Here is a 24189-nt window from a genome sequence, read left to right as displayed (position 1 = left end):
AATTCGTATTTTTCTCGCGTATACTTCGGTTTTTACGAAGTGTAGACCGCCATGCTCAATTATCGACAACTGCATTACTTCTGGGTGGTGGCCAAGACCGGCAGCATCGTGCGCGCCTGCGAGCAGTTGAACCTCACGCCGCAGACCATCAGCGGGCAGATCAGCCTGTTGGAGCAGACCTTCGGTATTGCCCTGTTTCAGCGGGTCGGGCGCCAGCTTGAACTGACCGAAGCCGGGCGCCAGGCGCTGCCCTACGCCGAGCAGATGTTCCAGACCGGCAATGAACTGGAGGCGATGCTGCGCGCCCAGCCTGACGAGCAGCAGATTCCGTTCCGCGTTGGGGTAGCGGATGTGGTGCCCAAGTCCATCGTGTACCGGTTGATCGCGCCGACCATGGAGTTGAGCGAACCGATCCGCATCACCTGCCGTGAAGATAAACTCGAACGTTTACTGGCCGACCTGGCGATCCAGCGCCTGGACCTGGTGATTTCCGACAGCCCCATGCCCACGCACTTGGACATCAAGGGCTACAGCCAGAAGCTGGGAGAATGCGGCATCAGTTTTTTCGCCACCCAGGCGTTGGCTGACCAATATGGCGGCGATTTCCCACAGTGTTTGCAGGGTGCGCCGCTGTTGATTCCAGGGGCAGAGACCGTGGTGCGCAGCCGTTTGCAGCGCTGGTTTGCCGAACAACAGATTCAACCGCGCATCATTGGCGAATTCGACGACAGCGCCTTGATGCAGGCCTTCGGGCAATCGGGCAGCGGGATCTTTATCGCGCCCAGCGTGATCGCCGACGAGGTGGTGCGCCAATATGGCGTGGCGCTGATCGGCCAGACCGATGCAGTGACCGAGTCGTTTTATGCGATCTCGGTGGAGCGCAAGGTCAAGCACCCCGGCATTGTGGCGATTACCGAGGGTGCCCGGCGGGAGTTGTTTACCGCCCTGCCCTGATCACTCAGGCATTGAGCGCCGTGGGTTTGGCGGTCATCAGCCACAATGCGAGCAGGATCGACACCAGGATAAACCCCGAAGCGGCAAACCCCAGGCTGCCCAGGCCGAGGGTGTCGATGACATGCCCGCCCACCATCGCACCCAAGCCAATGCCCAAGTTGGCCCCGGCGATATTCAGCGACGCGGCAAACGCCGGCGCATGGGGCGCAGCCTTCATCAAGCGCACATGGCTGACCAGGAACATCGCCGCCTGGGTCACGCCCCACACCGCCATCGCCGCAGCCAGGCCGATGGTCGAGTGAATCGCCGGCACCACCGCCACCATGCCCGCGATCATGAACCCGCAGAACACCATGGACGCGATCAACGGATGACGATCCACGGCACGTCCGCCCAGGGAATTACCGATCAACCCGACCGCGCCAAAGCCCATCAGGCACCAGCCCACCAACGTGCCGTCGAAGCCGGCCAGGCGCTCAAGAATATCTGCCAGGTAGGTATAGGCGGTGAACATGCCACTGAACACCAGGATCGACAGCAGGATATGCCCCTGCATCACCGGGCTGCGCAGGATCTTGAATTGTGAGCGCAAGCTGGCCTGCTGGTGCTTGGCCTGGGTGACCGGCAGGTAGATATACAGCAGCAACGCCTTGGCCAGGGCGATCACCGCGAGCACCGCAAACGCGGTGCGCCAACCGAACATATCGGAAATCAGCGTGCCCACCGGAATACCAAACACGGTGGCGCACACAATGCCGAAGCCAATTTTTTCAATCGCACGCCCGGCGAACTCAGGGCCGACAATGTCTACCGCCGTTTCGCTGGCCAGGGCCCAGAACACTGGCAAGCCCAGGGCGGGGATCAAACGGGCCACGGCCATCACCCAGATATTCGGCGCCAATGCCGCCACGGTATTGGCCGCCGCGAACATGATCAGGATGCTGATAAACAGCCGCTTGCGCGGGAACCGCGCGCAGTAGGCGGTGAGGAACGGGCCGAACGCGGCCACGGTGAACGCGAACAGCGTCACCAGCAGCCCGGCCTGGGACACGCTGACGTTCAGGTCCCGAGCAATCGACGGCAACAGGCCGACGATGACGAATTCTGTGGTCAGCACGGTAAAACCGGCGGCTGACAGCAGCAGGATAGGAAACAACATGAAAACTCCAGAAACGACGACATCAACGACAGCCCTAAGGGCCCGCTGACGGAGAGGAAAGATGAGAGGCGGAATCTTAACAGAACATGTCTGGATTTGACCAAGTCCGACTGAAACGGGTGACGGAATGCCACAGCAAACAAGACGCTTCCCACAGCATGCTAGACTTCGCGCCTACTTCCTACAGTGCTTTCTGCCTGCAATGCTGTGCCCTACTAAAAAAACTAGAGACAACTCTTTATGACTGCTGCCCCCTCCCTGTTGCAACGTTTAATGCGCGTCAGCCTGGTCACCCAAATTGTCATCGGCCTGATCGCCGGGATCGTGCTGGCCCTGCTGTTACCCGAGGCCGCGCGCGCCACTGGCTTTATCGGCAAGGTGTTTGTCACGGCCCTTAAAGCCGTCGCGCCGATCCTGGTGTTTGTGCTGGTGATGGCCTCGATTGCCAACCATAAGCATGGCCAGGAAACCCATATCCGCCCGATCCTGTTCCTGTACCTGCTCGGCACCTTTGCCGCCGCCGTGGTTGCGGTGGTCGCCAGCATGATGTTTCCGTCATTCCTGGTATTGGCCACCCATGACGCCACGGTGAGCGCTCCTGGAGGCATTGGCGAAGTGTTGCAAAGCCTGGCGCTCAGTGTGGTGGATAACCCGGTCAGCGCGCTGATGAACGCTAACTTTATCGGCATCCTGGCCTGGGCCATTGGCATGGGCATCGCTATTCGCCATGCCGGTGAAACCACCCGTACGGTATTGGACGACTTGTCCAACGGCGTCACCTTGATCGTGCGCGTGGTGATCCGCTTCGCGCCGCTGGGCATCTTTGGCCTGGTAGCCTCCACCCTGGCCACCTCGGGTTTCGGCGCACTGCTCGGCTATGCCCACCTGCTGGTGGTGCTGATCGGCTGCATGTTGTTCGTGGCGCTGGTGATCAACCCGGCCATCGTGTTCTGGAAACTGCGCCGCAACCCCTATCCGCTGGTGCTGATGTGCCTGCGCGAAAGCGGCATCACCGCGTTCTTCACCCGCAGCTCGGCGGCGAATATTCCGGTCAACCTGGCGTTGAGCAAGCGCCTGGGCCTGCATGAAGACACCTACTCGGTATCGATCCCGCTCGGTGCCACCATCAACATGGCCGGCGCCGCCATCACCATCACCGTGCTGACCCTGGCCGCCGTGCACACCCTGGGCATCGCCGTGGACATGCCGACCGCCGTACTGCTCAGCGTGGTTGCCGCGGTGTGTGCCTGCGGCGCATCTGGCGTGGCGGGTGGTTCGCTGCTGCTGATTCCCCTGGCGTGCAGCCTGTTCGGCATCCCCAGTGAAATCGCCATGCAGGTAGTGGCCGTCGGTTTCATCATCGGCGTGCTGCAGGACTCGGCGGAAACCGCACTCAACTCGTCTACCGATGTGCTGTTTACGGCGGCGGCGTGTTTGGGCAAGGAAGAACAAACAGCTTGAATGAAAGAAGAAAAGCCCGAGCGGTTCACTGCTGAGCCGACTCGGGCCTTTCTATGACGAGGGTTAGAAAGTATTGAGGTTAAGTCGGGGAGTTTTGCGCAGTGAACCCCTGAAGAGGTGTCCCATATCGCTTGTTCGTTTTCGGATCGACTCGATACCACTTACCAGTGATTTCATCTAACTGAGCCAGGACCTTTGATGTATCGGCGCCCTGATAAGTGCCTTCTATCACGTCTTTGGGCTTGTACTGATACACCCTATCCACACTGAAATTAGCCGAAATCACTTTCCAGGTAAGGCTCCCTTTGCCCGCGAACGAGGAGAACGTTGTAAGGCCTCTGGTTCCAATGGCAGCCCCCCCTGCAAACGGATTGGCAGCTCTGACAAATGCCCGACCCAGCCTGCCTCCAACGCCTCCTTTCCCTAGCGTTGCGCCCACCTTCGCTATTTTGGAAATCTTACCGAGGGCTCCGGCACCGGCGACAACGAAGCCGAATATATCGAATGCAAGAAACTTAAGCCCTTCACCGACTCTGCCCTGCTGAAAACTGTGTAGCGCCGCTGCACCTGGTATCAGCGCACGGGTAACAGCTTGTATTTTTTCGAACTCCGTCACTTCACTATCGAATGTGGTAACGCCTCTGGCTCCGCTGGCCAACTGTTCACGCTCTTTATCACTGAAAAAATGGCGCGTAACGGCATCGGCTATGTGCTGCGTTCTCGCCGAGGTGAAGGTGTGTAGGGTTGTTGAAGTTTGAGGCTTGGGTTCTCGTTCCTTGGTGTCTGTCGAGTTGTCGGCTGTCATTTCACTCACTTGGGTGTTTGATATAGCTCTCACCCCTTCCTCACCCGTAGCCATTTCAGCCCAGTCGCCCTGTAGCCCAACCTTCACACCATCAGTCAAATCTGCTCGATGCCTCCACCCCTCTGTCGATGGGTTGAATTCATACACTCGTTTACGGCCTTTATGCAGGGTTTCGATCAATACGGAGCTGCTTTTGGCGTCTTCAACTTTTTTGACACGGCGATGAATTCCAGTGCCTGTATCGGTAATGGTTCGAGTCACCTTCTCTTCCCCATAAATTTTCAGCTCACCATACTGCAGCGCCTCCTTATCCTCCTCAGGCAGCAGTGATAGTTGGTGTTGTACGGTAACCTTCATGGCGCCTTTAAGGCCGTCGTAATAATCGACAGCCTGCTTTTCAAACAGCTCATTGGGCGACGGCATAAACTTGAGCTCATGGGATATTTTTTCAATAGGAACGGTAGGGTCATTGGAATACCACTCCACATGCTGCTGCGGCTGCAAAAAGATATCCAGTATCGAGTAAGGGCCTTGTAAATCACGATCCCGTACTTTTGGGTAGATTGTTTTCTTCTCAAAATCTATCACCCCGTATTCTTCTACGGGAAATTTCTCCTTCAGCGCATTGAGCGCCAGTGCCTGACGCGTGGCTAATTCGGTGCGTTGAGCTTCTGAAGCTCGTATCAAGGTGTCGAAACGCTCACTGGCGAGGGTCACAGCACGTTCTACTTCTTCATCCGTGTAATTGTTATCTACCCGTTTTTCAATGGCTCCATCCGCCACGGCCCAGTGAATCAGGCCTTCCCTCCCAGCCAGCGCTTGCACTTTTTTTTCAGCGTCGGTAATGGGGTCCAGATCGTCTTTGAGCAGCTGCTCATAAGTTTTAGTCGCCGCCGCCCCCGGATTGCGCATCTCGGATTTGGCAACGATGGCTTTCAAGCTGACCCAGGCCGGGGAACCGTAAGTCACACTGTCAGGGATGTTTTTGACCAGTAACTCCGGAGCGTGGTGCGACAACAGCAGGTAGGCTGCCAACGCAGCGTTGTGGCCATAGGACTTGCGCAGATGCTCGGTTAGCCCCTCAAGGACAAAAGACAGCGGCTTACCCCAATTCTCGCGCGCCGACAAATCAAACCCGGCCACCTTGTTCTTTTCGTCAGGCTTGAACAATGCATCCTGGTTGAGACCTATCTGCAGAGCCGAAAGCGCCCAATCCTCAGCACTGCCTGCGCCGTCAAACTTAGTACGCAAGGCTTCGCCCATGGCACGCGCGGCGGGGCTTTGCAAAAGCCTGAGGATCGCTTGCCGGGGATCTTTCAGCTCTGCTTCAGACCACTGGATACCTTGCGTCAAATAACCGAAAGCGTTCTGGCTCAATGTTAACGAGTCGAACTCAGGCAACGCCATTGCGTTATAGGAAACAGCGTCGTAGATAGCCTGCTGTTGCGACGTATCCAGCGGCGTTGGCCACGATAACCCGCCCCCCAAATCGCCATGCAATTGTCGGTACTCGACAGGGCGTAACAACTCAAGGGTCATGTTTTTAATGTCGGCTTTATCAACGGGGTGCTCCCAACCATTACCCGTCATGAACTGCAAGAGGTTCACCTGCCGCCCTGCCATTGGTTGGTTATCCAGACGAAAGCCGGAGTCAGGATCCAGCTTGATTTGTTGCGATTGCAGATAGGATCGCAGTCCAGCTTCACGATCATAAACTGGCGGGTCGGGAAGAAGGCGATGAGTGTAGTCATGCAATGAGGCTTGGTTATCCAAATACTCGTCCGCTCCCACATATGCTGTGGTCAAAGCATCCCTGAAAGTATCCAGGTCACGTTTGTTGGCAAGCTGCTGTTTTTGCGCCACCAGCGCTTCTTCAGTACGCGCCTCACCCACCCCTGAGGTGGCAAACCCATTATTGCTTTGCAACTCTCGGACACGTCGTTGATCTTCGGTGAAGTCGTTATGAATCGTCTCGCCATAGAATTGGGCTACCTGCTTGAGCGGCGCACTTTCGGCCTGCAGGTCCGAGTAGCTGATCCCATCGGGCGCATAAGCTTTTAGCGCGGCCAGAATCGGTCCGGCAAAGGTTGCCCAAGGTGAGTTGTCTTTTAAGGTAAATAAGGTAAGCACGCCATTTTTTCTGACACTCAGCCCGCCGTCAGAACTAATCTTGAGTGAGGATGGATCATAACCCTCCGACTTAAGCCAGGTTAAAAAGTCCTTGTCGTTAAGGGTATGACGTAGCTGCGCTCGCCACTGGCCGAACGATGAAGCCTCCGGAATATTCGGAATGATCGTTTCTTCATCACGTGTCCGGCCCTCCAACGCCTCACTATAACGGGCTGCCAGTTCACTGTTGGCTTGATCCCGCGCAGAGGTGTGGGAGGACGTTTCATTACCCGGCACCTCTCGGCGGGTGCGGCTCACCGCAACCAAATTCGAGGAAGAGCCATCTTGATTCTTCGTCGTATCCAATGCTGGCTCGGAATAAGCGTTGTTGGTAATCGACGTGACTGCGATGGGAGAAAGATGCATGTCGTTTGTAGGCTCCAGGTTCTTTACTAGAAAGTTCTATAGGCGCCCGTGAGTGAGATCTATCTGGATATTGGTTGCGTCGAAATGCGTAACAAATGATGAGTTTGGTATAAAACAACCATGCATAAAAAAACCTGAGGCTGTTCGTGAAAGAACAACCCCAGGTTTTTTTGAACCTTGAGTTTAGAACGCGCCCATATAATCGCGCTTGCCCACTTCCACCCCGTTATGACGCAGCAGCGCATAAGTGGTGGTGACGTGGAAGAAGAACTGCGGCAGGCCGTAGGTCAGCAGGTAGGACTGGCCGCTGAAGCGCTTCTCTTTCGGGGTGCCGGGGCGAGTGACGATCTCGATGCCTTCCTTGCCGTCGATCTGCTCGGGCTTGATGGTGTCGACAAAGGCCAGGACCTTGGCAATCAGCGCTTGCAGGTCGGCAAAGGTGACTTCGCTGTCTTCGTACTTGGGTACTTCGATCTCGGCCAGGCGTGCCGACACACCTTTGGCGAAGTCCACGGCGATCTGCACCTGGCGCACCAACGGGAACATGTCCGGGAACAGGCGCGCTTGCAACAAGGCGTTAGGCTCGATGTTCTTGGCGCTGGCGTGGGCTTCGGCTTTGTTCAGCACATCGCTGAGGGCGTTGAGCATTTGCTTGAAGACCGGGATGGAAGCGGCGTACAGGGAAATAGTCATGACAGTCTCACGGTAATGGCGGGGTTGGAACCAGCCGCGATTATAGCCATGCCTGGCGCTTGTCTTTTATTTTTTCAAGCTTAGGCTAAGGGGCTTCACTGCATAGGGAAAGCGCGATGACCGCCGAGCACGATACCGACACCCCTGAGCCGCGCCTGAACAGCACGGAAATCCGCATCCTGGGCTGCCTGATCGAAAAACAGGCAACCAACCCGGAAACCTACCCCCTCACCCTCAACGCCCTGGTGCTGGCCTGCAACCAGAAGACCAGCCGCGAGCCGGTGATGAACCTCAGCCAAGGCCAGGTCGGGCAGAGCCTGCGCGTGCTGGAGGGCCAAGGCTTCACGCGCCTGGTAATGGGCAGCCGCGCCGACCGCTGGGAACACCGTGTGGACAAGGCCCTGGAACTGGTGCCGGCCCAGGTGATCCTGACCGGGCTGCTGTTTTTGCGGGGGCCGCAGACCGTCAACGAGTTGCTCACCCGCAGTGGGCGCATGCATGACTTTGAGGATGCCGAACAGGTTGTGCATCAGCTCGAACGCCTGATTGCACGGGGATTGGCGCTGCTGGTGCCGCGCCAGGCCGGGCAGCGGGAAGACCGGTACACCCATGCGCTGGGGGACCCGGCGGATATTGAAGCGATTATGACCGCAAGGGGGAACCCAGTGGAGCGTAGCGCGGGCGCTGTCTCAGTGGAGCGTATTGAAGAGCTGGAAGCGCGGATTGCCGCACTGGAAGAGCGGCTGGCGCAGCTGGAACAGGCATAACGCAGATAAAGATGTGGGAGCTGGCTTGCCTGCGATAGCCATAGGTATCTACACAACTCTGAAGTGATCGACGGTAACCACGATGCGAAGCGAGCCGCTCTTGATCTGCTTTTGATCTTGATCTTAGGCGCCCCGTTAAACCACGCTGGCCGAACGCAGGCTTGAATTCGTGGGTAACCCGGCAGGACGCCGGGTTAGCCGCCCCGCGCCAGGGATGGCGCGTGGCGGCGGCCCACGGATTCAAGCCTGCGTTCGGGCACACCGAGCCCAAGCGAGGTGCCGAGTGGTGGGGCAAGAGCGTTTTGCTTACTTTTGCGCTTTTCAAAAGTGAGCCGCTGTCAGAGCGGAACCCTAAGTAGCCGTTACCGCAGGAATGGATATGTACTCGGTATTACGGTGTCGACTGTGAGGCCGTCTTCGCGAGCAAGCCCGCTCCCACAGTTGGATCGTGGGGTGTCAGGGAGATAGCCGTCGCTTGGCAGGCCGCCATCGCAGGCAAGCCAGCTCCCACAGTTGGATCGTGGGGTGTCAGGTAGATAGGCGTCGCCTGGCAGGCCGCCATCGCAGGCAAGCCAGCTCCCACAGTTGGATCGTGGGGTGTCAGGTAGATAGGCGTCGCCTGGCAGGCCGCCATCGCAGGCAAGCCAGCCCCCACATTGGATTTGGCGCAAGGCTTTAGCTGCGGGCGAAGGCCACCGCTGCCTCGAACTGCTCCTGCGTAGGCCGCACGCCGGTATAAAGCACAAACTGCTCCAACGCCTGGATAGCGATCACTTCCAACCCGGTAATCACCCGCTTGCCCTGCGCACGCCCCCGCACGATCAACGGCGTTTCCGCCGGGATCGCCACCACATCGAAGACGGTCTCAGCCTGATCGATTGCCTCAGCCTCAAACGCCAATGCATCCGCCTCCGCCCCACCCGTCATGCCGATGGGCGTCACGTTGATCAGCATCTGTGGCCGCAGGCTACCCAGATCCGCCTGCCACGCGTATCCCAGGTTCCTGGCCAACGCCTGGCCCGCCACCTCATTGCGCGCCACGATCACGCCATTGGCGTACCCCCCGTCACGCAAGGCACTGGCGACCGCCTTGGCCATGCCGCCGCTGCCGCGCAGGGCGAAGCTGGAGTCTTTGGGCACGGCGTGCTTTTTCAGCAGTTGCTCAATGGCGATGTAATCGGTGTTGTAAGCCTTGAGGTGACCGTTGGTATTGACGATGGTGTTCAGGGAGTCAATGGCTTGAACCGAATCGTCGAGTTCGTCCACCAAGGCAATCGCGGCCTCCTTGAACGGCATGGACACCCCGCAACCCCGCACGCCAAGGGCGCGGATACCGCCGATCGCGCCGGGTAAGTCCTGGCTGCTGAAGGCTTTATAGTAAAAATTCAGACCCAGCTGTTCATACAGGTGGTTATGAAAACGCAGGCCAAAGTTCCCAGGGCGCGCCGACAGTGACATGCACAGTTGGGTGTCCTTGTTGGGGTGCATCTGCATGGATAACTCCTTGAAGTAAGCAAATCGGTACAGACCTTACACAACCTTTACCCAGTGGCGGTGCTGTTTTCTCGAAATACGTTGTCTTAAAAGTATCCCCGCGACAATCCTTGAGTCTATTGATTGCAGACCACAAGCGCAGGGGCTAATTGAGGAATGACCATCATGCGTAAACTCCCCAGGATCGCCTTGCTTATCGGCGCACTCGCGATGGCCGGCCAAGCCTCCGCCCACGGTGGTGGTTGGGGTGGCCCGGCCGTGTTCGGTGCACTTGTCGGCGCAGCGGTAGTCGGCTCCGTGGTTGCCAGCCAGCCGCGTGAGGTGTACGTGCAGCAACCGGTATATGTGCAGCCGCAGCCGGTGTATGCCGCTCCTCCCCCGGTCTACTACGCGCCACCGCCACCGGTGTATGTGCAACAGCAGGTTTACTACCGCCCGGCGCCCGTCTACTACGGCCCACCGCGCAGTTATTATGGACCGCCTCGTGGCTACTACGGCCCGCCCCACGGTTACTACCGCCGCGGTTGGTAAGTTCTAATACCCGTTGCCCCCACAGGCCTCGCCCACACGCGGGGCCTTTTTTTGCCTGGGAAGTCCGGATTTATCCTGCCAGTGTCGCTGTGAGAACAACGCACGAGCACCAATCCCACATCATAAGCGTCGAATATCCTCTTGATCGATTGCGGGCTGCGCTGTCATGTTTGCGTCACAAAACAGTCGCACTATCGACCCAGTCCAGCCAATAACAATTAAGGACGATTGACCATGCCCACACAAAACCCGCACCGCACCGCCGGCCTTTGCACCTCCAGCAAGGTCTACAGCGCCTTGACTGAGCTCAAGCACCTTGAAGGCCATCGCAGCGCCAAGTTCCTGGCATTGCTGGCCGAAAACCTGGTGCGCAAGGGCCTGCTCAGTGAGCACGAAGTGGTGAACATGCTCGACCAGGTGGTGGATTAACGCCTGGCATTGATGTCGACTATCGAGCCAGGTGATTTTTCCCAGGCGCCAGCAAACCGTAAGGTGACCTCCATAACGTTTGGAGGTACTTATGCCCACTGTTCAAATCATGTCTGTCATCGGTAGCGCCGTCCCCGCCCCTCTGCGCAAACTGGGCTTGCTCGCCTGCTGGTATGTGGTGCGCGATGGCGAGCCGATCAGCGGCCCGCTCACCTCGTTATCAGATGCCGAAACACAACGCCGGATGGCAACCGACTTCAGGCTAGAAGCCTGAGCGTTACGGCAGCGGCAGCTTGACCCGCGGCTTGGTTTCGACGAACAACGCCCAGCACGACATGAACAACGCTGCCACCAGCGGCCCGATGACAAAGCCATTAAGGCCGAACACCGAGAGGCCGCCCAAGGTCGAGATCAGGATCAGGTAGTCCGGCATCTTGGTGTCCTTGCCCACCAGGATCGGGCGCAGCACGTTGTCCACCAGGCCAATCACGAACACGCCGAACAGCCCCAGCACCACGCCCTGCCAGATCGAACCGCTCAACAGGAAATAAACTGCCACCGGCCCCCAGACCAGCCCGGCACCCACCGCAGGCAGCAGGGACAGGAACGCCATCAATACGGCCCAGAGCAAGGCACTGGGAATGTCCAGGAACCAGAAAATCAAGCCACCCAGCGCACCCTGGGTCACGGCCACCAGCACGTTGCCCTTGACCGTGGCGCGCACCACGCGGTTGAACTTGAGTTGCAGGCGACGCTTTTGCGGCTCGGCCAAGGGCACGGCTGTACGCACTTTGCGTACCAGCTCCGGGCCGTCGCGCAGCAGGAAAAACAGCAGGTACAGCATGATGAAAAAGCTCACCAGGAAATCAAACGTCCCCTGGCCAAAGCTGAACGCCTGGGAGGCAAAGAACTGACTGCCCTGCATCGCGCCCTTGACGACCTTTTCCCGCAGCCCTTCGAGGTTACCCATGCCGAAGCGGTCGAGCAATTGCTGAAAATACGGCGGTAGGACGTTCTTGAATTGCTCGATATAACCCGCCACGTCGAGTTTGCCGCTCTCGATGTTTTTGTAGAGCGTGGCCCCCTCTTGCACCAGCAACGCACTGGTGATGATCACCGGCAGAATCGCGATCACCAGGCACACCATCAAGGTGGTCAGGGAGGTCAGGTTGCGGTTCCAGCTAAAACGCTGCTGCAGGCGGCGCTGCATCGGCGCAAAGATAATGCCCAGGATCACGGCCCAGAACACCGCGCCGTAGAACGGCAGCAATATCCAGATAAAGGCCACGGTGACCAGGGCCAGTAGCAGCAACAGGGTTTTGAATTGCAGGTTGGTTTGATTCATGTCCGGTCCATGTCAGAAAAACAGGGCCGATCGCGGCCCTGTTGCTTAGTCCGCAGCCAAACCTGGGAGTGCCCTTGTTTTTCGAACAAGCATAGATCGCCCTGTTTAGACGTGGATCAATGCACGGCGCCCGGCCCTGCACTACCCTCGCGCCTTTTGCGACCTACAGCCATGCCCTCCATGATTGCCCCCGAACTGCTCGCCCCTGCCGGCACCCTGAAAAACATGCGCTACGCCTTTGCCTACGGTGCCGATGCGGTCTATGCCGGCCAGCCGCGCTACAGCCTGCGGGTGCGCAACAACGAGTTCGACCACGCCAACCTGGCCCTCGGCATCCAGGAAGCCCATGACCAGGGCAAGCGCTTCTACGTGGTGGTGAACATTGCGCCCCACAACGCCAAGCTCAAGACCTTCCTCAAGGACCTGGCGCCCGTTATCGCCATGGGCCCGGATGCGCTGATCATGTCCGACCCGGGGTTAATCATGCTGGTGCGCCAGCACTTCCCGCAGATGCCGATCCACCTGTCGGTACAGGCCAATACGGTGAACTGGGCCAGCGTGGTGTTCTGGCAGCAACAAGGCATTTGCAGGGTGATTCTGTCGCGGGAGCTGTCCCTGGAAGAGATCGGCGAAATCCGCCAGCAGGTGCCGGCGATGGAGTTGGAGGTGTTTGTGCATGGGGCCTTGTGCATGGCCTATTCCGGGCGGTGCCTGCTGTCGGGCTACATGAACAAGCGTGACGCCAACCAGGGCACCTGCACCAATGCCTGCCGCTGGAAATACCAGGCCACGCCGGCAGTGGAGAATGCCACTGGCGATATCGTCCAGAAATATCAACCCACATTGGGCATCGGCACGCCCACCGATCAGGTGTTCCTGCTACAGGAAACCAATCGCCCCGATGAACCCATGCCCGCCTTTGAAGACGAACACGGCACCTACATCATGAACGCCAAGGACCTGCGGGCCGTGCAGCATGTGGAGCGCCTGGCACAGATGGGCGTGCATTCGTTGAAGATCGAAGGCCGCACCAAATCGCACTTCTACTGCGCGCGCACCACCCAGGTGTACCGCCAGGCCATCGACGACGCTGTGGCCGGCCGTGCGTTTGACCGCGGCTTGATGACCAACCTCGAGTCCCTGGCCCAACGTGGCTACACCGAAGGTTTCCTGCGCCGCCACGTGCACGACGAATACCAGAACTACCAGAACGGCAGCTCGGTTTCCGAACGCCAGCAGTTTGTCGGAGAACTGACCGGCGAGCGGCGTGGCGCGTTGGCCGAGGTGAAGGTGAAGAATCGCTTTGCGCTGGGCGACCACCTGGAGTTGATGACGCCCGCCGGCAATTTTCACTTTGACTTGCCGAGCCTGCATAACGCCAAGGGCGAAAGCATCGAGGTGGCGCCGGGGGACGGGCATACGGTGTATGTGCCGATTCCGGCGCAGATGGACCTGCGCTTTGGCCTGCTGATGCGCGACGTTTAATCCCTGCCATGGGCATCGGTATCTACACAACTTTGTGGGCTATAGCAGCAGACGGTAACCACGATGCGAAGCGAGCCGCTCTTGCTCTTGATCTGCTGTTGATCTGCTTTTGATCTTGATCTCAGGCGCCCCGTCAAACCACGCTGGCCGGAATTCGACAGGGATTTGGGGGGTAAACCGGCAGGGATGCCGGTTTAGCCGCCCCGCGCCATGGATGGCGCGTGGCGGCGGCCCCCCAAATCACTGGCGGATTACGGGCACACCGAGCCTAAGCGAGGTGCCGAGTGGTGGGGCAAGAGCCCTTTTGGTTACTTTTGGGGCTCTTTTCCAAAAGTGACCCGCTGTCAGAGCGGAACCCTAAGTGGCCGTTACCGCAGGAATGGATATGTACACGGTCCAACAGTGTTGACTGTCAGGCCGTCTTCGCAGGCAAGCCAGCTCCCACATTTGGATTGCGGTGCCTCAGGGAGATAGGCGCCAGCTGTCAGGCCGTCACGGGAGCAAGCTCCCTCGCCACAAGTTCAGCGTCGCACCAAAATTGTGTAGATACCTATGCTGCCATGGGTTGAAAGGATCAGATCCTGAACTGGCCCACCAACTGCCCGAGGCGCTGGCCCAGGTCGGCCAGGCTGCGAGACGTCTGAGCGCCCAACTGGGTTTCGTCCGCCACGCTGTCTACCGCTACGGCAATCTGATGCACGCTGCGGTTGATCTCTTCCGCCACGGCGGTCTGCTCTTCGGCGGCGCTGGCGATCTGGGCGTTCATTGAATTAATAGTGCCAATCAGTTGCGCCATGGTGTCCAGGGACGTCCCGGCTTGGTTGGCCTGGGCCGAGGTGCCGTCGCCGGCATCGCTGGAGCGGCGCATTGCGTCCACGGCCGCCTCGGTGCCCTTTTGCAGGCGGTCGATCATGCCCTGGATTTCCTGGGTGCTGGTTTGGGTGCGGCTGGCCAGCGCACGCACTTCGTCGGCGACCACGGCAAAGCCACGCCCGGCCTCCCCGGCCCGTGCGGCTTCGATGGCAGCGTTGAGCGCCAACAGGTTGGTTTGTTCGGCGATGGAGCGGATCACGCCGAGCACGCTGACGATAGACGACACATCCTGCTGCAGGCTGTCCAAGGACACGCCGCTGCTGCGGATGTCGTTCACCAGCGCATGGATCTGCGCGATGCTGCCGTCCACTACACGCTTGGCTGCCTGGCCTTCGGCATCGGTCTGCTGCGCGGCGACGGCGGCGCCCTGGGCACTGCGCGCCACTTCGTGGGCAGCCGAGGACATCTGGTTGATCGCGGTGGCTACTTGGTCGGTCTCGTGGCGCTGGCGTTCCATGGCCTGCTCGGAGCGCTGGGCCTGGTCGGACACCTGGCTCACCAACCCGGTGAGCTGAGCGGTCATGTCAGTGATCTGGCGCACCAGGCCGTGGATCTTATCGACAAAGCGGTTGAACGCACCGGCCAGGTCGCCGAGTTCATCCTGGCTGGTGATGGCCAGGCGGCGGGTCAGGTCGCCTTCACCCGCTGCGATGTCATCGAGGTTGGCTTTCATCAGGTGCAGCGGACGCAAGATGGTATTGGCCAACAGCATGCCCACGGCGGCGATCACCAGCAACACCACCACGGCGACGCCGAGGATGCTCAGCAGTACACCTTGCATGCGCTTCTCGACTTTAGCCTGCACCACCGCCACCTGGGCGTCGATGCCATCGAGGTTCACCGAGGTGCCGATCACCATGTCCCACTTGGGCAGGTATTCGGTATAGCCGAGCTTGGGCACCAACTCGGTCTGGCCGGGCTGGGTCGAGCTGTATTGCAGGTAGTGGGTGCCGTCCTTGCCGACCTTGACCAGGTCGCGGTTGACGTAGACGCCGTTGGGGTCACGGTTGTCTTTGAAACTTTTGCCTACGCCGTCCGGGCTGTTGCCCTTGAACAGGCGGATGGTCTCGGAGTCGTAGCCGAAGAAATAGCCGTCTTTGCCGTAGCTGGTATTGGACAACAATTTGACCACCTGCGCCCGCGCCGCGCTGTCGCCGGGGGCTGCCGCGTCGTAGAGCGGCTTGATGGTGGTCATGGCCACCTCGACATAACCTTGCAGGGTGGCCTTGGCGTCGTTGAGCAGGCGCTGGCGGGTTTCATCCACTTCGTTGCGGGCCTGGCCCTGCAGAATCCACACGGTGGTCAGGCTGATGACCACGGCAAACAACAACACCGGCACGACAGCAAGGGCCAGGACTTTGGCCTTCAAACTCAGACGCATGGCTTTTCTCTCTTGTTAGTGGCGACTTGAGAGGTTAACGGCCATGTGAGCAATTTCTGTAGGAGCGAGCTTGCTCGCGAAGAACCTGAGAGCACTGCGGGGTGCCAGGTTGCCCGCGTTATCGTTGACGCTTTTCGCGAGCAAGCTCGCTCCTACAGGAACCTCGTCAGAGCGTCATCGCAGCCAACCAGCCGAACGCCAGCAGCGGCAGGTTGTAGTGCAGGAAGGTCGGCACCACGGTGTCCCAGATATGGTGGTGCTGGCCGTCGATGTTCAGGCCGGAGGTTGGGCCGAGGGTGGAGTCCGAGGCGGGCGAACCGGCGTCGCCCAAGGCACCCGCGGTACCGACGATGCACACGATGGCCAACGGGCTAAAGCCCAGCTGCACACACAATGGCACGAAAATCGCCGCGAGGATCGGCACCGTGGAAAACGACGAACCGATGCCCATGGTCACCAACAACCCCACCAGCAACATCAACAACGCCCCGACGCCCCGGCTATGGCCGATGAACGCCGCCGAGGCTTGCACCAGCGAGTTCACGTCACCGGTGGCCTTGAGCACTTCGGCAAAACCTGAGGACGCGATCATGATGAAGCCGATCATCGCCATCATCTTCATGCCTTCGGTGAACAGGTCATCGGTGTCGCGCCAGCGCACGATGCCCGACACCGAGAAGATCAGGAACCCGGCCAGGGCGCCGATGATCATCGAGTCCAACCACAACTGGATGATGAATGCCGAGGCAATTGCCAGGCCGGCCACCAGCAGGGTCAGCGGGTTGTACTGCACCGCCACTTGCTCGACGCGCTCGATTTTCTTCAGGTCGTACACACGCTTTTTACGGTAGCTGATCAACACCGCCACCAGCAGGCCCACCACCATGCCCAGCGCCGGCAAACCCATGGCGTGGGTGACATTGACCCCGCTGATATCCACCCCGCTCTTGGCGACGTTGGCCAGCAGGATCTGATTGAGGAAGATATTGCCAAAGCCCACCGGCAGAAACATGTATGGAGTAATCAGGCCGAAGGTCATCACGCAGGCGATCAGGCGACGGTCCAGTTGCAGCTTGGTCAGTACGTACAGCAGCGGCGGTACCAGCAGCGGAATAAACGCAATGTGGATCGGCAAGATGTTCTGCGAGGCAATCGCCACCACCCACAACAGGCCGATCAGCAGCCATTTGACGTGGTTGCCACCGCTGGCGTCCTGGCGGTCCACCAGCAGCAAGGCTTTGTCCGCCAGGGCATGGGCCAGCCCGGACTTGGCAATCGCCACGGCGAAAGCCCCGAGCAATGCGTAGGACAAGGCCACGGTTGCGCCGCCGCCCAGCCCGCCGTTGAAGGCCTTGAGCGTGGCCTCGATACCCAGGCCACCGGTCAAGCCGCCCACCAGGGCGCCGACGATAATGGCGATGACCACGTGCACGCGGGACAGGCTGAGTACCAGCATGGTGCCGACCGCGGCGATGACTGCGTTAATCATGGTTACCTCAAGCAGAAACAAAAAAGACAGGCATGCCCGCGCGCGGCCCATGGGAACAGCTGCCGGCGTGCAGGCTTGAAAGAGGTCTTATTAGAGGGCGCGCACTTTGCAGGAGCTGGGCTGCCATGTCAAAAACTGTGGTGAGGGAACGCTCTCTCAACAGATAAAGAATTGCAGGCGCCCGCCGATAAGCTGTCTCTATGTGCTTTCAGGTAAGGATGTCCCGATGTCGCTCAGGCAGCTCTCCATTCAATGGAAAATCACCCTGCTGGCGGGCCTGTGCCTGCTGGGGATCGTGACCCTGCTGGTGGGTCTGTCGCTGTATCGCATGGCGCAGAGCTCGCAGCAGGTCAAGGCGTCCAGCATGCAGATGCTCGACGAAGCCGCCCAGTCGCGCATCGAAGCCCAAGGCGAAGTGCAGGCGCTGGGCATTCGCCAGCAGTTCATGGATGCCTACCAGTACGGCCACGGTTTTTCCCGCCAGGTGCTGTTTTTGCGTGAGCAGGCCGAAAAGCGCTTTCTCGATGCCTTCGACACCCGTGAAGACCTGACCCGCCAGGTAAAGGCCGCGTTGCAGGCCAACCCTGACCTGCTCGGCTTGTCCCTGGTGTTCGAAGCCAATGCGCTGGACGGCAAGGACGAACTGTTCGCCAACCAGGCGGAACTGGGCAGCAATGACAAAGGCCGTTTCGCGCTGTACTGGTCGCAACCGACGCCGGGGAAAATCACCTCGATGGCGCTGCCCGAGAGCGACATGGCCGACACCTCCATCGGCCCCAGCGGCGAAAAGGCCAACGCCTGGTTCACTTGCCCGCGCACGACCCTCAAACCCTGCGTGATCGAGCCTTACTTTTATGTGATCGACGGCCAGAACGTGCTGATGACCAGCATCGTGTTCCCACTGATGGTGAACGGCAAAGTCATCGCCTCGCTGTCGGTGGACATCAACCTCAACAGCTTGCAGGCGGTCAGCCAACAGGCCAGCCAGAAACTCTACGACGGCCAGACCCAGGTCAGCATCCTCAGCCCGATTGGCTTATTGGCCGGCTACAGCCCGGATGCCAGCAAACTCAGCCAACGCCTGGAGCAGGTCGACCCGGCCAGCGGCGCGCAGTTGATCAGTGCCCTGGCCAGCAGTAACCAGACTCACAGCCTGCGCACCGACCATCAACTCAAGGTACTGGCACCTTTTGCGCCGATTCCCGGCGGTAAGGCGTGGGGCGTATTGCTGGATGTACCGGAACAAGTCCTGGTCGCCCCCGCCGAAGCGCTGAAAAACCAGCTGGACGCCGACAACGCCAAAGGCACCCTGTTGGAACTGGGCCTGGGACTGCTGGCCGCCGTGGTCGGTTTGATCCTGGTGTGGCTGATGGCGCGCAGCGTGACCCGGCCAATCCTTGGCGTGGCGCACATGCTTGAAGATATCGCCAGCGGCGAAGGCGACCTGACCCGGCGCCTGGCCTATGCCAAACAGGACGAACTGGGCCAATTGGCCGGCTGGTTCAACCGTTTTCTCGACAAGCTGCAGCCGATCATTGCCGAGGTCAAACGCTCGGTGCAGGATGCCCGCGGCACCGCCGACCAGTCCGCAGCCATTGCCACGCAAACCAGCGCCGGCATGGAGCAGCAGTACCGCCAGGTGGACCAGGTGGCCACCGCGTCCCACGAAATGAGCGCCACCGCCCAGGACGTGGCCCGCAGCGCCGCCCAAGCGGCCCAAGCCGCACGGGATGCCGACCAGGCGACTCGTCAAGGCTTGACGGTTATCGACCGCACCACCGTCAACATTGGCGAACTCGCCGCCGACATGAGCACTGCCATGGCCCAGGTAGAAGGCTTGGCCGCCAACAGCGAACAGATCGGCTCGGTGCTCGAAGTAATTCGCGGCATCGCCGAGCAGACCAACCTGTTGGCGCTCAACGCCGCCATCGAAGCCGCTCGCGCCGGTGAGGCCGGCCGCGGTTTTGCCGTGGTCGCCGACGAAGTGCGCAACCTGGCACGGCGCACCCAGGAATCGGTGGAAGAAACCCGCCTGGTGATCGAACAATTGCAAACCGGTACCAGCGACGTGGTCGGTTCCATGGGCAACAGCTATCGCCAGGCCCAGGGCAGCGTCGAACAGGTGGGCCAGGCCGTGACGGCCTTGCGCCAGATTGGCGATGCGGTCACGGTGATCAGCGACATGAACCTGCAAATCGCCAGCGCCGCCGAAGAGCAAAGCGCGGTGGCCGAAGAGATCAACAGCAACGTGGCGACCATTCGCGATGTGACCGAGTCGTTGTCGGAGCAGGCCAATGAGTCGGCGCGGGTCAGCCAGGCGTTGAACAGCCTGGCGAATCAGCAGCAGGGGTTGATGGATCAGTTCAGGGTGTAAGGGACCTTGCACACAACCTGAGATAGCAAAATCAGGGTGGGAGCGGGCTTGCTCGCGAATGCGGTGTATCAGTCGCCAATGCATTGACTGACACACCCTATTCGCGAGCAAGCCCGCTCCCACATTTTGAACTACGGTGTGTGAATGCTAGCGGCGTGGCAACTCGATCAATACCTTGAGCCCACCCAGCTCACTCTCCTGCAGCTGCAACACCCCGCCCCACACCTCAACGATGTCGCGCACGATCCCCAAACCCAGGCCATGGCCAACCCTCTGTTCATCCAGGCGTGCGCCACGGCTGAACACCTGGTCGCGCTGGGCCTCGGGAATGCCGGGGCCGTCATCTTCCACCGCCAGTTGGTAACCGTGGGGCGTCTCGCTGACGCTAAGGCGTACCTCGGCGTCCGCCCATTTACAGGCGTTGTCCAACAGATTGCCCAGCAGTTCCAGCAGATCTTCACGGTCCCAGGGCAGTTGCAGGCCCGGCGCCACCTGGTAGCTGAGGTCCAGGTGTTCGCCGTGGATCATGCGCAGGGTGGCCAGTAAACCGGGCAGCTCTTGTTCACAGTCAAACAACGCGCCCGGCAAGGCATCGCCGGCCAGGCGTGCACGGTTGAGTTCACGGTTGAGGCGCTGCTGCACCTGCTCCAATTGCTCGCGCAGCAACTGGCTCAACTGCGGATGATCCTTGAGGGCTTCACTGGAAGCGGCGCTCAACAACACCGCCAGCGGGGTTTTCAGCGCATGGCCCAGGTTGCCGAGGGCATTGCGGGAGCGCTTGAGGCTGTCTTCGGTGTGCGCCAGCAGGTGGTTGATCTGCGCCACCAGGGGTTCGAGCTCAAGCGGCACCTGGGTGTCGAGTTGCGAACGCTGGCCTTGTTGCAGTTGGGCGATCTGGTTACGTGCGGTCTCCAGCGGGCGCAAGGCACGGCGCACGGTGACCCGTTGCAGGATCAGCACCAGCAGCAGCGCCGCCAGCCCCATCACCAGGCCGACCTGGCGCATCAGGCGAAAGCTCTCGCGCACGGGCGTGTAGTCCTGGGCCACGCTGATGGAAATCGACTGGCCAAAGCGCTTGTAGTCCGAGCGCAACACCAACAGTTGCTGGCCTTCGGGCCCCAGTTGCAGGTTGCCCTTGAGCCCCGCCACGGGGAGCCGGGGCAGTTCCTGGTCCCACAGTGAGCGGGAGCGCCAGTGCACGTCGGCAAAGTCGATACGAAAGTAATGCCCGGAAAATGGCCGTTGGTACGCCGGCGACAGGCGTTGCTCATCCAACTGCACGCCGTTGGGCCCACGCACCAGCGCCACCAGCAGGTTTTCGCTGTCGTTGCGCAAGCCCGCTTCAAGGTAGCGCTGCAAACCCGCCTCGAACAACCACAGGCTGGTTTGCGCCAGCACCACGCCGACAATCACCATCACGCTGATCAACCCCAGGCTCAGGCGCCGCTGGATTGACCTCATGCCGGGGTGGCGCCGAAACGGTAGCCCTGGCCGCGCCGGGTCTCGATCACGCTGCGGCCCAATTTGCGCCGCAGGTGGTTGACGTGCACCTCCAGCACATTGGAGTCGCGCTCGGTCTCGCCGTCATACAAGTGTTCGGCCAGGTGGCTTTTGGACAGGATCTGTTCGGGATGCAGCATGAAATAGCGCAACAAGCGAAACTCGGCAGCCGTCAGTTGGATTTCGGCGCCGTCGCGTAGCACGCACTGGCGCCCTTCATCTAAATGCAGGCCGGCGGCTTGCAGGGTGGGCTGGTTCGTCTGGCCGTGGGAGCGGCGCAGCAGCGACTGGATGCGCAGGTACAGCTCTTCAGGGTGAAAGGGTTTGCTCAGGTAATCATCGGCGCCGGCCTTGAGCCCTTCGATACGCTCGGCCCAGGAATCGCGGGCGGTGAGAATCAGAACCGGGATGGCCAACGCGGCGGCGCGCCATTGGGCCAGCACTTCAAGCCCGGGCAACCCTGGCAGGCCAAGGTCGAGGATGATCAGGTCATAGGGTTCGCTGCGCCCTTGATATACGGCGTCGCGGCCATCGGCCAGCCAGTCGACCGCATAGCCCTGGCGCTGCAGGCCGGCCATCAGTTCGTCGGCCAGGGGGACGTTGTCTTCCACCAGGAGCAGGCGCATCAATCTTCCTCATCTTTGATCAGGTCACCGTTGGTGGCGTCCAGCTTGATCTCGCGCACCACGCCCTCGGTGGTCACCAGTTCCACTTCATAGGCATATTGCCCGTGTTTCTTTTCCAGTTCGGCTTCCAGCAGCCGTGAGCCGGGGTATCGTGCCATGGCCTGCTGCAACAGCTGTTCCAATGGCAGGATCACGCCCTGCTGGCGCAGGGCCAGGGCTTCGTCCTGGTTGAGGTCGCGGGCCGCCAGGCTGGAACAAAACACCATGAGCACCAGCGCCACGCGACTGCCGACGCGTAAATTTACCTTCATTACGTATCCTGATGATTCTTGAGAACCTGCCCGGTGAGCGCGTTCAATTCAACATCCCATTCAATGCCGTTGGTATCTCGTAGCTCGACTTCATAGACGTACTTGCCGTATTCCTCATCCAGATCGGTGTCCAGCAGCGTCGAACCAGGGTGAAGGGCCAGGGCCGTGGCGTCCAATTGATCGAAAGCGACAATAGTAACAGTGGCCGGCACGATCAGTGGCTTGTCGGGGTCCACGGCGGCGGCCGGGGTCGCCGTAACGAGGATGATAGCGGCGGCGCCCAGGGCAGTGAGGCGCTTCATGATAAGTCTCCGTTACATGATGTTTTCCTACATCGGCCACCGTACGCGCTGCAACTTAACTGAAACTGAATTGCCACCATGGCAATTGCGGTTAAGCCATTTTTCCCACGGCCTGCGAGATTTCCTATACTGCCCCGCTCGCCTCAACAGAGACCGGTATGACCGCCATCCATATCAAGTTCCCGGCCTTGACCCTCAAGGCCGGCAAACGCGCCTTCACCCGCATCCGCGAGCAGGGCCTTGCGCCTGCCGACGTCGGCATCCTCCCCGGTGCGGCGGGCGGCCCCAAGGCCCTGGGTATCCAAGGGCTCGACCTGGCGCTGTTCGGTGACTGGTTACGCCGTGCCCCGCGCGAGCGTGCGCTGATCGGCGCGTCCATCGGCTCCTGGCGGTTCGCCAGCGCCTGCCTGCCCGACCCGGTGCAAGGCTTGCTCGACCTGGGCCGCCTGTACAACGAGCAGCGCTTTGCCAAAGGCGTGACCATGGCCCAAGTCAGCCAGAGCTGCCAGCGCATGCTCGACGACCTGCTGGCCGGGCGTGATGCGCGGGTGCTGGACAACCCCGACTATCGGTTGAACATCATGGTGGTCAAGAGCCACGGCTTGCTCGCCGATGACCACCGTGGGCGGCTGGGGCTGGGCCTGTCGTCGGTGATTGCCGATAACCTGCGGGGCCGCGCACGGCTGTCGCGGCATTTCGAGCGGCTGATCATCCACGACCCGCGCCAGGCACCCCCGGTACACCCCCTGAAGGATTTCCCCTCGCGCTTCCTCAGCCTGGACGTGGGTAACCTGCGCCAGGCGTTGCTCGCGTCCGGCTCGATCCCCATGGTGATGCAAGGCGTGCGCGACCTGCCCGGAGCCGGAGCCGGCACCTACCGCGACGGCGGCCTGCTGGATTACCACCTCGACTTGCCCTACCACGGCGATGACATCGTGCTGTACCCGCACTTTACCGACCGGGTCATCCCCGGCTGGTTCGACAAGGGCCTGCCATGGCGACGCAGCAACCAGCAAGGCTTGCAGGATGTGTTACTGCTGGCGCCGTCCAGGGACTACCTGGCCCGCCTGCCCCACGGCAAACTGCCAGACCGCAGCGACTTCAAGCGGTTCATGGGCGATGATCCAGGCCGCAACAAATATTGGCAAACCGCCATGAGCGAGAGCCAGCGGCTGGGGGATGAGTTTTTGGCATTGGCGGATAACGGCAAGCTCGGCGACCGTTTGCTGGCCCTTTGACCGCATGGGCGGTATGCGCAGGGGCTGGTCAAGCTGTTAAACTCGCCGCCTGCCAGACACCTGACCGAGCTGAAAACACTGTGGAAATCTTCAAAGAGTTTACCTTCGAATCCGCCCACCGCCTGCCCCACGTACCGGAAGGCCACAAATGTGGGCGCCTGCATGGGCATTCGTTCAAGGTGGCCATCCACCTGAGCGGCGACCTGGATCCCCATACTGGCTGGATTCGCGACTTCTCGGAGATCAAAGCGATTTTCAAGCCGCTGTATGAACGCCTCGACCACAACTACCTCAACGATATTCCCGGCCTGGAAAACCCCACCAGCGAAGTGCTGGCCAAGTGGATCTGGACGGAGTTGAAACCTCTGCTGCCGGAGCTCAGTGCGATCCGTATCCACGAGACGTGCACCAGTGGCTGCATTTATCGCGGTGAGTAA

The 24189-nt window shown here is 60.2% G+C and carries 21 protein-coding genes and 1 pseudogene; 11 read left to right on the top strand and 11 right to left on the bottom strand.

Going from position 1 to position 24189, the window contains the following annotated elements; all coding sequences use genetic code 11:
- Positions 1 to 51 precede the first annotated feature (51 nt).
- Complete coding sequence (gene nhaR, locus ACWHXD_RS10990; RefSeq protein WP_034119026.1) at positions 52 to 954, top strand: transcriptional activator NhaR; 903 nt, start codon at positions 52 to 54, stop codon at positions 952 to 954.
- 4 nt (positions 955 to 958) lie between these two features.
- Here the strand turns inward: nhaR and ACWHXD_RS10985 are convergent, their stop codons facing one another.
- Positions 959 to 2113 carry an MFS transporter gene (locus ACWHXD_RS10985; RefSeq protein ID WP_138762688.1) on the bottom strand — a complete coding sequence of 385 codons (1155 nt, stop codon included), beginning with the start codon at positions 2111 to 2113 and terminating at the stop codon, positions 959 to 961.
- Between the two features lie 240 nt (positions 2114 to 2353).
- On the opposite strand from ACWHXD_RS10985, the gene sstT reads away from it, so the two are divergent.
- Positions 2354 to 3574, top strand: coding sequence for a serine/threonine transporter SstT (gene sstT, locus ACWHXD_RS10980; RefSeq protein ID WP_098952068.1), 1221 nt, complete (start codon positions 2354 to 2356; stop codon positions 3572 to 3574).
- A 79-nt stretch (positions 3575 to 3653) separates the two neighbouring features.
- Here sstT and ACWHXD_RS10975 read toward each other — a convergent pair whose 3' ends face one another.
- Together ACWHXD_RS10975 and ACWHXD_RS10970 are read right to left on the bottom strand one after the other, a co-directional pair.
- Positions 3654 to 6914, bottom strand: coding sequence for a hypothetical protein (locus ACWHXD_RS10975; RefSeq protein ID WP_138762689.1), 3261 nt, complete (start codon positions 6912 to 6914; stop codon positions 3654 to 3656).
- A 183-nt stretch (positions 6915 to 7097) separates the two neighbouring features.
- Positions 7098 to 7607 carry a DUF1993 domain-containing protein gene (locus ACWHXD_RS10970; RefSeq protein ID WP_044273114.1) on the bottom strand — a complete coding sequence of 170 codons (510 nt, stop codon included), beginning with the start codon at positions 7605 to 7607 and terminating at the stop codon, positions 7098 to 7100.
- Positions 7608 to 7723: 116 nt separating this feature from the next.
- On the opposite strand from ACWHXD_RS10970, the gene ACWHXD_RS10965 reads away from it, so the two are divergent.
- Positions 7724 to 8374: a YceH family protein gene (locus tag ACWHXD_RS10965; protein ID WP_098952072.1), complete on the top strand. Its 651-nt coding sequence runs from the start codon at positions 7724 to 7726 to the stop codon at positions 8372 to 8374.
- A gap of 675 nt (positions 8375 to 9049) precedes the next feature.
- Here ACWHXD_RS10965 and ACWHXD_RS10960 read toward each other — a convergent pair.
- Complete coding sequence (locus ACWHXD_RS10960; protein WP_032892485.1) at positions 9050 to 9868, bottom strand: shikimate 5-dehydrogenase; 819 nt, start codon at positions 9866 to 9868, stop codon at positions 9050 to 9052.
- Positions 9869 to 10024: 156 nt separating this feature from the next.
- Between ACWHXD_RS10960 and ACWHXD_RS10955 the strand changes: the two genes are divergently transcribed.
- The 3 genes from ACWHXD_RS10955 to ACWHXD_RS10945 all read left to right on the top strand — a co-directional run bounded on the left by ACWHXD_RS10955 (position 10025) and on the right by ACWHXD_RS10945 (position 11102).
- A complete protein-coding gene (locus ACWHXD_RS10955) occupies positions 10025 to 10399 on the top strand; it encodes a hypothetical protein (RefSeq protein WP_138762691.1) in 375 nt (124 codons plus the stop codon).
- Between the two features lie 234 nt (positions 10400 to 10633).
- A complete protein-coding gene (locus ACWHXD_RS10950; RefSeq protein ID WP_003190284.1) occupies positions 10634 to 10828 on the top strand; it encodes a hypothetical protein in 195 nt (64 codons plus the stop codon).
- 91 nt (positions 10829 to 10919) lie between these two features.
- Positions 10920 to 11102 (top strand): hypothetical protein, encoded by a 183-nt coding sequence (locus tag ACWHXD_RS10945; RefSeq protein ID WP_003190283.1) that lies wholly within the window; start codon positions 10920 to 10922, stop codon positions 11100 to 11102.
- A 3-nt stretch (positions 11103 to 11105) separates the two neighbouring features.
- Here ACWHXD_RS10945 and ACWHXD_RS10940 read toward each other — a convergent pair whose 3' ends face one another.
- Positions 11106 to 12173 (bottom strand): AI-2E family transporter, encoded by a 1068-nt coding sequence (locus ACWHXD_RS10940; RefSeq protein WP_019818663.1) that lies wholly within the window; start codon positions 12171 to 12173, stop codon positions 11106 to 11108.
- A gap of 171 nt (positions 12174 to 12344) precedes the next feature.
- Here ACWHXD_RS10940 and trhP point away from each other — a divergent pair, with 171 nt between their 5' ends.
- Positions 12345 to 13658, top strand: a complete 1314-nt coding sequence (gene trhP, locus ACWHXD_RS10935; RefSeq protein WP_138762692.1) for a prephenate-dependent tRNA uridine(34) hydroxylase TrhP — start codon at positions 12345 to 12347, stop codon at positions 13656 to 13658.
- A 574-nt stretch (positions 13659 to 14232) separates the two neighbouring features.
- Here trhP and ctpM read toward each other — a convergent pair.
- Together ctpM and ACWHXD_RS10925 are read right to left on the bottom strand one after the other, a co-directional pair.
- On the bottom strand, positions 14233 to 15912 hold the full coding sequence (gene ctpM / locus ACWHXD_RS10930; protein ID WP_138762693.1) for a methyl-accepting chemotaxis protein CtpM: 1680 nt from the start codon (positions 15910 to 15912) through the stop codon (positions 14233 to 14235).
- Positions 15913 to 16078: 166 nt separating this feature from the next.
- Positions 16079 to 17398, bottom strand: a complete 1320-nt coding sequence (locus ACWHXD_RS10925) for a Na+/H+ antiporter family protein (RefSeq protein WP_161794324.1) — start codon at positions 17396 to 17398, stop codon at positions 16079 to 16081.
- Positions 17399 to 17627: 229 nt separating this feature from the next.
- Between ACWHXD_RS10925 and ACWHXD_RS10920 the strand changes: the two are divergent.
- Positions 17628 to 18917: pseudogene (locus ACWHXD_RS10920) on the top strand (methyl-accepting chemotaxis protein); the annotation flags it as partial.
- A gap of 102 nt (positions 18918 to 19019) precedes the next feature.
- The gene (locus ACWHXD_RS10915) at positions 19020 to 19775 is read left to right on the top strand and encodes a methyl-accepting chemotaxis protein (RefSeq protein WP_371914724.1); all 756 of its coding nucleotides are present in this window, start codon (positions 19020 to 19022) and stop codon (positions 19773 to 19775) included.
- A gap of 147 nt (positions 19776 to 19922) precedes the next feature.
- On the opposite strand, the gene ACWHXD_RS10910 is transcribed toward ACWHXD_RS10915, so the two are convergent.
- From ACWHXD_RS10910 to ACWHXD_RS10895, 4 genes are read right to left on the bottom strand one after another with little or no spacing between them, the layout of a single operon-like run.
- A complete protein-coding gene (locus ACWHXD_RS10910) occupies positions 19923 to 21236 on the bottom strand; it encodes a sensor histidine kinase (RefSeq protein ID WP_138762695.1) in 1314 nt (437 codons plus the stop codon).
- Entirely contained in the window at positions 21233 to 21901 is a 669-nt protein-coding gene (locus tag ACWHXD_RS10905) for a response regulator transcription factor (RefSeq protein WP_034135263.1), read from the bottom strand. The genes ACWHXD_RS10910 and ACWHXD_RS10905 overlap by 4 nt, the downstream gene beginning before the upstream one ends.
- Positions 21901 to 22212, bottom strand: a complete 312-nt coding sequence (locus tag ACWHXD_RS10900; RefSeq protein WP_003190266.1) for a PepSY domain-containing protein — start codon at positions 22210 to 22212, stop codon at positions 21901 to 21903. The genes ACWHXD_RS10905 and ACWHXD_RS10900 overlap by 1 nt, the downstream gene beginning before the upstream one ends.
- On the bottom strand, positions 22212 to 22514 hold the full coding sequence (locus ACWHXD_RS10895) for a PepSY domain-containing protein (protein ID WP_032892493.1): 303 nt from the start codon (positions 22512 to 22514) through the stop codon (positions 22212 to 22214). Before ACWHXD_RS10895 ends, ACWHXD_RS10900 begins: the two co-directional genes overlap by 1 nt.
- 158 nt (positions 22515 to 22672) lie before the next feature.
- On the opposite strand from ACWHXD_RS10895, the gene ACWHXD_RS10890 reads away from it, so the two are divergent.
- Together ACWHXD_RS10890 and queD are read left to right on the top strand one after the other, a co-directional pair.
- The gene (locus tag ACWHXD_RS10890) at positions 22673 to 23752 is read left to right on the top strand and encodes a patatin-like phospholipase domain-containing protein (RefSeq protein WP_098952082.1); all 1080 of its coding nucleotides are present in this window, start codon (positions 22673 to 22675) and stop codon (positions 23750 to 23752) included.
- 80 nt (positions 23753 to 23832) lie between these two features.
- A complete protein-coding gene (gene queD, locus ACWHXD_RS10885; protein ID WP_003237990.1) occupies positions 23833 to 24189 on the top strand; it encodes a 6-carboxytetrahydropterin synthase QueD in 357 nt (118 codons plus the stop codon).

It is taken from the genome of Pseudomonas fjordensis (genome assembly GCF_976987115.1).
The sequence above is the reverse complement of the archived record's forward strand: the minus strand, read 5'-3'. Positions and strand labels throughout refer to the sequence as shown.

Coding starts and splice junctions, on each gene's coding strand:
- nhaR (WP_034119026.1), top strand. CDS start 52: ATGCTCAATTATCGACAACTGCATTACTTCTGGGTGGTGGCCAAGACC.
- ACWHXD_RS10985 (WP_138762688.1), bottom strand. CDS start 2,113: ATGTTGTTTCCTATCCTGCTGCTGTCAGCCGCCGGTTTTACCGTGCTG.
- sstT (WP_098952068.1), top strand. CDS start 2,354: ATGACTGCTGCCCCCTCCCTGTTGCAACGTTTAATGCGCGTCAGCCTG.
- ACWHXD_RS10975 (WP_138762689.1), bottom strand. CDS start 6,914: ATGCATCTTTCTCCCATCGCAGTCACGTCGATTACCAACAACGCTTAT.
- ACWHXD_RS10970 (WP_044273114.1), bottom strand. CDS start 7,607: ATGACTATTTCCCTGTACGCCGCTTCCATCCCGGTCTTCAAGCAAATG.
- ACWHXD_RS10965 (WP_098952072.1), top strand. CDS start 7,724: ATGACCGCCGAGCACGATACCGACACCCCTGAGCCGCGCCTGAACAGC.
- ACWHXD_RS10960 (WP_032892485.1), bottom strand. CDS start 9,868: ATGCAGATGCACCCCAACAAGGACACCCAACTGTGCATGTCACTGTCG.
- ACWHXD_RS10955 (WP_138762691.1), top strand. CDS start 10,025: ATGACCATCATGCGTAAACTCCCCAGGATCGCCTTGCTTATCGGCGCA.
- ACWHXD_RS10950 (WP_003190284.1), top strand. CDS start 10,634: ATGCCCACACAAAACCCGCACCGCACCGCCGGCCTTTGCACCTCCAGC.
- ACWHXD_RS10945 (WP_003190283.1), top strand. CDS start 10,920: ATGCCCACTGTTCAAATCATGTCTGTCATCGGTAGCGCCGTCCCCGCC.
- ACWHXD_RS10940 (WP_019818663.1), bottom strand. CDS start 12,173: ATGAATCAAACCAACCTGCAATTCAAAACCCTGTTGCTGCTACTGGCC.
- trhP (WP_138762692.1), top strand. CDS start 12,345: ATGCCCTCCATGATTGCCCCCGAACTGCTCGCCCCTGCCGGCACCCTG.
- ctpM (WP_138762693.1), bottom strand. CDS start 15,912: ATGCGTCTGAGTTTGAAGGCCAAAGTCCTGGCCCTTGCTGTCGTGCCG.
- ACWHXD_RS10915 (WP_371914724.1), top strand. CDS start 19,020: ATGGAGCAGCAGTACCGCCAGGTGGACCAGGTGGCCACCGCGTCCCAC.
- ACWHXD_RS10910 (WP_138762695.1), bottom strand. CDS start 21,236: ATGAGGTCAATCCAGCGGCGCCTGAGCCTGGGGTTGATCAGCGTGATG.
- ACWHXD_RS10905 (WP_034135263.1), bottom strand. CDS start 21,901: ATGCGCCTGCTCCTGGTGGAAGACAACGTCCCCCTGGCCGACGAACTG.
- ACWHXD_RS10900 (WP_003190266.1), bottom strand. CDS start 22,212: ATGAAGGTAAATTTACGCGTCGGCAGTCGCGTGGCGCTGGTGCTCATG.
- ACWHXD_RS10895 (WP_032892493.1), bottom strand. CDS start 22,514: ATGAAGCGCCTCACTGCCCTGGGCGCCGCCGCTATCATCCTCGTTACG.
- ACWHXD_RS10890 (WP_098952082.1), top strand. CDS start 22,673: ATGACCGCCATCCATATCAAGTTCCCGGCCTTGACCCTCAAGGCCGGC.